This window comes from Streptomyces sp. NPDC058221, from assembly GCF_042882365.1.
Classification (GTDB): domain Bacteria; phylum Actinomycetota; class Actinomycetes; order Streptomycetales; family Streptomycetaceae; genus Streptomyces.
This window is the reverse complement of sequence record NZ_JBHVWF010000241.1, coordinates 1-7,590: the sequence shown is the minus strand read 5'-3', so window position 1 is coordinate 7,590 and position 7,590 is coordinate 1. Positions and strand designations below refer to the sequence as shown.

General features: G+C 71.1%; 8 protein-coding genes. 3 read left to right on the top strand and 5 right to left on the bottom strand.

The genetic code is table 11. The annotated features are described in order from the left end of the window. Nucleotides 1-86: 86 nt before the first annotated feature. On the bottom strand, nucleotides 87-1,574 hold the full coding sequence (locus ACFVW8_RS37520) for an LVIVD repeat-containing protein (RefSeq protein ID WP_389698248.1): 1,488 nt from the start codon (nucleotides 1,572-1,574) through the stop codon (nucleotides 87-89). A 175-nt stretch (nucleotides 1,575-1,749) separates the two neighbouring features. Between ACFVW8_RS37520 and ACFVW8_RS37515 the strand changes: the two genes are divergently transcribed. Next, nucleotides 1,750-2,421, top strand: coding sequence for a DUF305 domain-containing protein (locus ACFVW8_RS37515; RefSeq protein WP_389698246.1), 672 nt, complete (start codon nucleotides 1,750-1,752; stop codon nucleotides 2,419-2,421). A gap of 77 nt (nucleotides 2,422-2,498) precedes the next feature. Next, a complete protein-coding gene (locus tag ACFVW8_RS37510) occupies nucleotides 2,499-3,872 on the top strand; it encodes an FAD-dependent oxidoreductase (RefSeq protein WP_389698244.1) in 1,374 nt (457 codons plus the stop codon). A gap of 15 nt (nucleotides 3,873-3,887) precedes the next feature. Here the strand turns inward: ACFVW8_RS37510 and ACFVW8_RS37505 are convergent, their stop codons facing one another. Continuing rightward, nucleotides 3,888-4,256 carry an ArsR/SmtB family transcription factor gene (locus tag ACFVW8_RS37505; protein WP_389698242.1) on the bottom strand — a complete coding sequence of 123 codons (369 nt, stop codon included), beginning with the start codon at nucleotides 4,254-4,256 and terminating at the stop codon, nucleotides 3,888-3,890. Nucleotides 4,257-4,442: 186 nt separating this feature from the next. Here ACFVW8_RS37505 and ACFVW8_RS37500 point away from each other — a divergent pair, with 186 nt between their 5' ends. Beyond that, on the top strand, nucleotides 4,443-5,018 hold the full coding sequence (locus tag ACFVW8_RS37500) for a YdeI family protein (protein ID WP_389698240.1): 576 nt from the start codon (nucleotides 4,443-4,445) through the stop codon (nucleotides 5,016-5,018). 7 nt (nucleotides 5,019-5,025) lie between these two features. Here ACFVW8_RS37500 and ACFVW8_RS37495 read toward each other — a convergent pair whose 3' ends face one another. The 3 genes from ACFVW8_RS37495 to ACFVW8_RS37485 form a co-directional block, all read right to left on the bottom strand. Beyond that, nucleotides 5,026-5,442, bottom strand: coding sequence for an acyl-CoA thioesterase (locus ACFVW8_RS37495; RefSeq protein ID WP_389698238.1), 417 nt, complete (start codon nucleotides 5,440-5,442; stop codon nucleotides 5,026-5,028). A 211-nt stretch (nucleotides 5,443-5,653) separates the two neighbouring features. Continuing rightward, nucleotides 5,654-6,724 (bottom strand): aldose epimerase family protein, encoded by a 1,071-nt coding sequence (locus tag ACFVW8_RS37490; RefSeq protein ID WP_389698236.1) that lies wholly within the window; start codon nucleotides 6,722-6,724, stop codon nucleotides 5,654-5,656. 97 nt (nucleotides 6,725-6,821) lie between these two features. After that, nucleotides 6,822-7,590, bottom strand: a 769-nt coding sequence (locus tag ACFVW8_RS37485; protein WP_389698234.1) for a LacI family DNA-binding transcriptional regulator, incomplete at its 5' end; no start/stop codon positions are given.

Below are 7,590 nucleotides of genomic sequence, written 5' to 3'. Positions count from 1 at the left end.
TAAGAGACAGACACGGAGCTGTCGCGGTTCTTCGCGACCGGGGTGTCCGGCCGGCCGCTCCCGCAGGACCCGGCCTGCCGCACGGCTCAGTCGAAGTAGTCCGGCTGCGTCTGGACGTTGAGCTCGTCCGTCCGCACCCGCTTCGCCGGATCGGTACGCCGGTCGTCGATCCTCAGGACGTCGAGGCCCTTGGCTATGTCGTTGGAGTAGATGTAGCCGTTGTAGTAGTACGCCGACCACGGCCCGGCCGTGGTGACCTCCTCCGTGGTGACCGGACCTCGCTCGAAGTAGCCGATCTCCTTGGGCTTCGAGGAGTCGGTGAAGTCCCACACCGAGACTCCGCCCTGGTACCAGGCCTGGACCATCAGGTCACGGCCCTTGACCGGGATGATCGAACCGTTGTGGGCGACACAGACCTCGGTGTCGGCCTGCGGGCGGTCGATCTTGAAGTAGCTGCGGAAGACCAGCTTGCGGTGGTCGCCCCTGCCGACGATGTCGTAGATGCCGTCGGCGCCGCGCTTCGGGCCGATCTCCTCGTTGCAGGTGGCCGCGCCGCCGCCGCCGAGCTCATCGGTGAAGACGACCTTGTCCGCGCGCTGGTTGAAGGTCGCCGAGTGCCAGAACGCGAAGTTCACGTTGTCCTGCACCCGGTCGATGATCTTCGGGTTCTCCGGGTCCTTGATGGAGAACAGCAGACCGTCACCCATGCAGGCGCCGGCCGCCAGGTCCTTGGACGGCAGGACGGTGATGTCGTGGCATCCGGTGGTCTTGGAGACACCGGGGTTGTCGGGTGCGCCCGGGTTCCCGCCGTCCGGGAAGAGCACCGGGAAGTTCACGATGCGGGACTTCTCGGGTGCCTTGCGCGGCACCTTGATGATCGAGATCCCGTCGTGCGGGGGCCGGCAGTCGGGGAACGTCTCGCTCGGCGAGTACGAGGAGACGTACACGTAGACGTTGTTGCGCTCGGGACCGATCGTGTGGGTGTGTGATCCGCACGCGGTCTCGACGGCGGCGACGTACTTCGGACTGCGCTTGTCGCTGATGTCGAAGACCTTCATGCCCTCCCAGGAGGACTTCTCCGTGGCGGGCTGCGTCGTGCTCGCGCACGAGTCGTCGCTGCGCGAGGAGTCCGTGGACAGGAACAGCAGGTTCCCGGAGACGGAGATGTCGTTCTGCGATCCGGGGCACAGGACCTGGGCGACCGTCCTCGGCTTCTTCGGATTGCTGATGTCGAAGATCCGGAAGCCGTCGTAGTTGCCTGCGAAGGCGTACTTCCCCTGGAAGGCCAGGTCCGTGTTGAGTCCCTGGAGCGCGTCCTTGGGCACGTTGGTGAGATGGGTGATGTTGCTGCTGTGGACGATCTCGTCCACGCCTGGCACCTCTCCGCTCTTGATCGCGGCAGCTGCCTCCGCCTCCGTACGTGCGGAGACTTCGGTTCGGGTGGCGCCCGCGTCACCCGGGTCGGGTGTCGCGGAGGCGGGTCCGGCCATCAGCAGAGTGGCGAAGAGCCCGGCGGCGGCTGCCGCCACGCCCAGACGTCTGCGCCGCACCGGGGTGGTGTGCAACGAGGTCACTGCGTCCTCCCATGGATCCGTATGTGGTTGCCCGGTTCACGGACCCCGGCAGTATCGTCCTTGCCATGGGCATCTCAACAGCTGGCAACAGAGACGTAATGAAAGTTTTTGATCACAGCTGTGCGTTGACGTGCTAGGACAGAGCGCAACCACCCAGGTATCAACGGAGGTCGCTTTGTTGATTCGTCGTCAGGTCCGACGCTTTCGCGGAATCACCCTCGCCGCGGTCGTCACCGCCGCCGTGCTCACCTCGGCCGGCTGCGACGCGGGCGGCGGTGGCAGCGGCTCGAACGACCGGGCGGGCGGCGGCGGTTCGGTCGTGGCCCCCGGGAAGCCGGGCGAGCCCGCGCGTACGCTCTCGGCGTCGGAGGCCGCCAAGGCCGCCGCCGGGGTGGACACCCCCAACTCCGCGGACGTCCGCTACGTCCGGATGATGATCCAGCACCACTCCCAGGCACTGGTGCTCACCCGCCTGGTCGCCGCGCGTTCCGGCTCGGCCGCGGTCAAGCGGCTCGCCGAGCGCATCACCTCTGCCCAGCAGCCCGAGATCGGTGCCATGAAGGGCTGGCTCAGCCGCAACGGGCAGACGGAGCAGGCCGAGGGACACGACCACGGCACCATGCCGGGCATGGCCACCGACGCGCAGCTGAAACAGCTTCGGGCCGCGAAGGGAAAGACCTTCGACGAGCTCTTCCTCAAGCGGATGATCACGCATCACCAGGGGGCGGTCACCATGGCGACCGAGGTGCTGTCGGAGGGGAACAACGTCCAGGTCGAGGAGATGGCGGACGACGTCGTCGCCCAGCAGACCACCGAAATCGGCCGGATGCGCGCGCTCTCCTCCTGACGAAACACCCGGCGCACCTCTCCCCCGCCGGGCCCGCCGGTGCGATGCTGGAGGCACCCTCCGGGAAGAGGTGCGCCGTGCAACGCGTCGCCGTCGTCGGCTCGGGCCCCAGCGGGATCTACGCCGCTCAGGCCCTGGTGACCCAGCCACTGCTGCCCGATGTGCGGGTGCACGTCCTGGACCGGCTGCCCTGTCCGTACGGCCTGGTGCGGTACGGGGTCGCCCCGGACCACGAGAAGATCAAGTCGCTCCAGCAGAACCTGCGGGCCGTGCTGGAGCACGACCGGGTCACGTTCGTCGGTAACGTCCCGGCCGGCGGGGGCGGGGTGTCACCGCAGCAGCTCGGCGAGCTCTACCAGGCGGTGGTCTACTGCGTCGGGGCGGCCACGGACCGTCCGCTGGGCATCCCCGGCGAGGAGCTGCCCGGCAGCCACTCGGCGACCGACTTCGTCTCCTGGTACAGCGCCCACCCCGACGCGGCGGCTGCCCGATTCGCACTGCGGGCCCGTTCGGCCGTGGTGATCGGGGTCGGCAATGTCGCCGTCGATGTGGCGCGGATCCTGGCGCGGGGCTCCGATGAGCTGCGGCCGACCGATGTGCCGGAGCCGGCGCTCGGCGTCCTGGCCGGCAGCCGTGTGCGCGAGATCCACATGGCGGGCCGACGCGGACCGTCGCAGGCCAGATTCACCACCAAGGAGCTCCGGGAGCTCGGCGGGCTCCCCGGGGCACGGATCGCCGTGGACCCGGCGGAGCTCGCCCTGGACCCTGCCTGTGCCGGTACGGCGCCGGGCGCCCCGGCGCTGCCCGCGATGGTGCGGCGGAACCTCGACGTGCTGCGCGGGTGGGCCACGGGCGCCCCGGCCACCGGGCGGACGCCGCCTCGGACCATCGCGCTGCGGTTCTACCTCCGTCCGGTCGAACTCATCGAGCGCCGGGGACGGGTGGCCGGTGTGCGGTTCGCCCGTACGGCACCGGACGGCAACGGCGGGGTGCGCGACACCGGTACGTTCGAGGAGATCGACGCCCAGCTCGTCCTGCGGGCGGTCGGCTACCGGGGGACGCCGCTGCCCGGCCTGCCCTTCGACCCGGTGCTCGGGACGGTTCCCCACCGGGCCGGACGGGTGCTGCGCGACGGAGTGCCGTCACCCGGAGAGTACGTGGCGGGGTGGATCAAGCGCGGCCCGACCGGGGTCATCGGGTCGAACCGGTCGTGTGCGAAGGAGACGGTCGCTTCGCTGGCCGAGGACGAGCCGCTCCTCGCCGGACGCCGCTGCGCGCCCGATCCGGTGGCCGCGCTGCGTGCGTGGGGGCTGCGGCCGGTGGAATGGGACGGCTGGCTGTCGATCGAACGTGCTGAGGCCGCCCTGGGGCGGTCGCTCGGCCGCGGGCCGGTCAAGATCCCGGACTGGCCGGGCCTGCTGGAGGCGGCACAGGACGGCGGCCCCCCGTAGCGGTGACGCGAGCGGTCAGCCCTCGCCCAGACGTTCCGCCTGCCGGTTCGCACCGTCGAGCACCCGGTCCAGCAGTCCGGGGAACAGCGCCTCCAGGTCCTCGCGGCGCAGCCCGTTCATCTTGGCGGTGCCCCGGTAGACCTGCTGGACGATGCCGCTCTCGCGCAGCACCCTGAAGTGGTGCGTGGTGGTCGACTTGGTCACCGGGAGGTCGAAGCGGGAGCAGGTGAGCTCGCCCTCGGCGGCGGCCAGTTCACGTACGACACACAGCCGCACGGGGTCGGAGAGCGCGTGCAGCACCGACTCGATCCTGATCTCGTCGCGGGCCGGGTGGGCGAGCCTGCGGGTGCCGACGGCCTGGTCGGTGGCGCTGGCAGGGGTCACGGTGGCTCCGCATCGTCGCTTCGTCCGGGGCTCCCATAATACGAGATCCGTCGTAGTTGGATGCCACTCACACGGCAGTGCGCGGATGAGCCGCGCACCCATACAGGTCGGAAACTGTCCTGTATGACGCCTAGCGTGGCATCCGCAACGGGCAGGCGGCCCGGCCACTCCCCCAGGAGGCGCAGGATGACCGGCACACCCGACAGCCCACACCCCTTCGAGCGGGCCGACCAGCTGGAGGGGTGGCTGGAGAGGCATCACGCCGACCGGTCCGGCCTGTGGCTGAAGATCGCCAAGCGGGGTTCCGGTGTGCGGTCGGTGACCGCGGCCGAGGTGATCGACACCGTGCTCTGCTTCGGCTGGATCGACGGGCAGCGCAAGTCCTGGGACGAGGTGTACTACCTGCAGCGGATCACTCCGCGCCGGCCCCGTAGCACGTGGTCGCAGATCAATGTGGAGAAGGTCGAGGCGCTCCTCGCGGCCGGGCGTATGCGCGAGTCCGGTCTCGCTCAGGTCGAGGCGGCCCGGTCGGACGGCCGGTGGGAGGCGGCGTACGCCTCGCAGCGCACGGCGACCGTCCCGGCCGACCTCGCCGCCGCCCTGGAGGCGAACGGACCGGCGCGCCGCTTCTACGACGGGCTCGGGAAGTCGGACCGGTACCTGGTGATCATGCGCCTTCTGACGGCGCGGACCCCCGAGGTCCGGGCCGCCCGCCTCGGCCGGGCGGTGGCCGCGATGGGGGCGGGCCGGAAGGTGTCCTGAGCCCAGGTCAGCCGCTCAGCAGCTCCGGGGCCTCGGCGAGCGAGGCCAGGCGGCCCTCCGGGTCGGGGACCAGCCTGCGGGTCGACAGGTCGAGGATGCCCGCGACGCCGGTGATCTCCGCCGCCACCGTGCCGTCCTCCTTGAGGATCTGCTGCGCCATCGTGAAGGTCTTGCCCTTGCCGTAGTCGAACCGGCAGGAGACCCGTACCCGCTCACCGCCGCGCAGTTCCTTGCGGAACTTCACCGTGACCTCCAGCGCCACCGGCCCCACACCGTCGGCCAGCAGCTTCTCCTGGGGCAGCCCGGCGGCCCGCAGCAGTTCCCAGCGCGCGTGCTCGGCGTACTGGAGATAGACGGCCTGGTTCAGATGGCCCTGGGTGTCGAGTTCGTAGCCCCGCACGGTGACGTCAACAGAGAAGGTCATGGACGTCGCAACAGCCCGGCACATTCCGGCATTCCCAGGACGGGCACCGCAAGGTCAGGGCAACGGGCGGTGCCGTCCCCGGCAGCAACGCCGCGCCGGGGGCTGGTCGGTTCAGCGGGTCCGTGTCCGAAGTAGCGCGGCGCATCAGGAGGCCCGGCCCGCGGAGTGTGTGACATCCGCGGGCCGGGCCCGTTCCATGGGTGCGGCGGGGTCAGGCCGTGGCGGGGAGGTGCGGGAACCTGAACTCGGTCCGGCTGCGGAAGACCTCGTCCGGGCGCAGCACGGTGCCGGGGTGGTCCGGCCGGTTCGGTGAGTCGGGCAGGTGCTGGGTCTCCAGGCAGACGGCGCTGTGGCGGTCGTGGCGACCGCCGCCGGGGGCGGCGAGGGTGCCGTCGAGCTGGTTGGCGGTGTAGACCTGGATACCGGGTTCGGTGGTCCACACCTCCATGATCCGTTCGGCATCCGGAGCGGTGAGCCGGGCGGCCCGGCGCACGTCCGCCCCGGGCTCTGCGAGGACCCAGCAGTGGTCGAAGCCGCCTGCCCTGCGCAGTTGTTCGTCGGGGATCGCGATCCGCTCCCCGACGGTGCGGGGGACGGTGAGGTCGAACGGGGTGCCGTCCACCGTCGCGGCCGGGCCCTCGGGAATGCCGTCCTCGTCGACGGGGAGATAGCGGTCGGCGTCCACCTGGAGCGTGTGGCCGAGGATGTCGCCCCGCGCGCCGAGGTCGAAGTAGGAGTGGTTGGTGAGGTTGACGACGGTGGCCCGGTCCGTGGTCGCCGTGTAGTCGAGGGCGAGGGTGCCGGCCGTGTCGAGGGTGTAGGTGACGGTGACGTCCAGCGCTCCGGGGAACCCCATGTCGCCGTCGGGGCTGTGGAGGGTGAGCCGGAGGACCGCCGCCGTGCCGGTGGCCTCGCCGGAGGCCTGCCAGACGCGGGTGTGGAAGCCCTCCGGTCCGCCGTGCAGGGCGTGTCCCCGGTCGGTGGCGGGGACCTGGTGGGCCGCCCCGTCGAGGGTGAAGCGGCCGTGTGCGATGCGGTTGGCGAAACGGCCGATGAGGGCGCCGAAGAACGGGTTCTTGCCCGTGTAGTCGTCCAGAGCCGCCAGCGACCGTACGACCGACGCGGGCGCGCCCCCGGTGTCCGGCACGGTGAGGCGGTGCAGGATGCCGCCGTAGGTGAGGATCTCGGCCCGGACTCCGGTGCCGGAGTCGAGCGTCCAGACATCGACGGCGGTGTTCCCATGGGCGCCGAACGGTTTGCGGTTCACGGTGGGGCGAGGCATCAGAGATCCTTGGGACGAGCGGACGGCCGGTCGGGGCGGGGGCGGCCGGTGGTACGGCCGGTCGTGCCCGCCGGGGCATGCCGTGCCGGGCGGGGTGCTACGGTCCGGCCTGCTCGGCGGGCGGCCGGGCTGCGGTGGACTCCCGGACGATGAGCCGGTAGCCGGGCCGGGGCCGCCGGGGTGCGGGCACCGGGTCGCCGGAGAGGCGTTCGACGAGGCTGTCGACGGCGAGCCGGGCGATGGCCTCCTTGTCGGGGGCGACCGTGGTCAGCGTGGTCGCCCCGTAGAGACTCTCCTCGATGTCGTCGAACCCGACGACGGCGACGTCCTCCGGGATGCGCAGCCCCCGTTCGGAGAGGGTGCGCATGGCCCCGATGGCGATGAGGTCGTTGTACGCGAACACGGCGTCGGGCTGCTCCCCGCGGTCCAGGAGGGCGGCCATCGCGGTGGCCCCGTCCTCGCGGCCGTAGCCGTCCGTGACCACGACGAGCGACTCGTCGGGGGTGATGCCCTCGGCGGCCAGCTCCTCCCGCCAGCCGCGCAGCCGGAGATGGGCGGGCTGCCGCTCCCGTCCGGTCCGCGAGCCGAGGAAGGCGATCCGCCGGTTCCCCTGGTCGATGAGATGGCGTACGGCCTCACGCGCGGCCGCCACGTTGTCGATGGCGATGTGGTCGTACGGCGCCTCGTACTCGCGCTCACCCAGCAGCACCAGCGGGGCCGTCTCGGTACGCGCCATCAGGTCCTCGGTCTCCAGATGGATGGGACTGAGGATGAGGCCGTCGATGACGTGGGACCGGAAGCCCTGGCTGACCAGGAGCTCCTTCTCCCGCAGCCCGCCGGTGTGGTCGACCAGCACGGTGTAGTCG

What these genes read in the sequence shown, in the direction of transcription:
- ACFVW8_RS37500 (WP_389698240.1), top strand. Translation starts at nt 4,443, where the DNA reads ATGACCGGCACACCCGACAGCCCACACCCCTTCGAGCGGGCCGACCAG.
- ACFVW8_RS37495 (WP_389698238.1), bottom strand. Translation starts at nt 5,442, where the DNA reads ATGACCTTCTCTGTTGACGTCACCGTGCGGGGCTACGAACTCGACACC.
- ACFVW8_RS37490 (WP_389698236.1), bottom strand. Translation starts at nt 6,724, where the DNA reads ATGCCTCGCCCCACCGTGAACCGCAAACCGTTCGGCGCCCATGGGAAC.